This is a genomic window from Metamycoplasma equirhinis (genome assembly GCF_006385185.1).
GTDB classification, from domain to species: Bacteria; Bacillota_I; Bacilli_A; order Mycoplasmatales; family Metamycoplasmataceae; genus Metamycoplasma; species Metamycoplasma equirhinis.
The window spans coordinates 1-524 of record NZ_VFIX01000059.1; the positions used below are offsets into that span (position 1 = coordinate 1).

Consider the following 524-nt stretch of genomic DNA (forward strand, 5'->3'; position numbering starts at 1 on the left):
GTCTTCGCCAAATCGGAAATCTTGCTCATACAGTGCGCCTTTCAGTCGGATGTTGCGCCCTTTTGGGTCCGGGTTCTTGATGCTGATGCTGCTGATGCTGCTGATGCTGCTGATGGTCGCTCGTGATATTTCAAAACCTACCTTTTCCAGCGTTTCCAGCACGTCTGCGCGGCTTTTTAGCTTGCCTGATAGGGCTAGGGCTTCTAAGCCGTCTGTGATGCTCTGTGATGCTCTGTGCGGCTTCCTGCGTGTTTCCCGGCAGGTCTTTGGCTTGGGTCATGCTCTGCCGTTTGGCGGGGTCGTCTGGGTCGCTGTATCCGTGCGTCAGGTTCTGCATGGTGCGCCATGCGTCCACTCTTCCTCTGTCGGCGGCGTAGTAGTAGTAGGGCTGTAACCGCTTTCCGCTCAAAAGCTCGATGTTCGGTATCACGAAGTTGAGTTCCAAACGCCCTTTGTCTCGGTGTTCTACCCATAGGCAGTTGTATTGGTCTTTGTCCAAGCCTGCAAAAATACACTCTTCGAAG

At 53.8% G+C, this 524-nt stretch carries 1 protein-coding gene; it reads left to right on the top strand.

The features are described from left to right. On the top strand, window positions 1-180 hold a 180-nt coding region (locus tag FJM08_RS08405; protein ID WP_306769772.1), incomplete at its 5' end, for a hypothetical protein. Window positions 181-524: the final 344 nt, after the last annotated feature.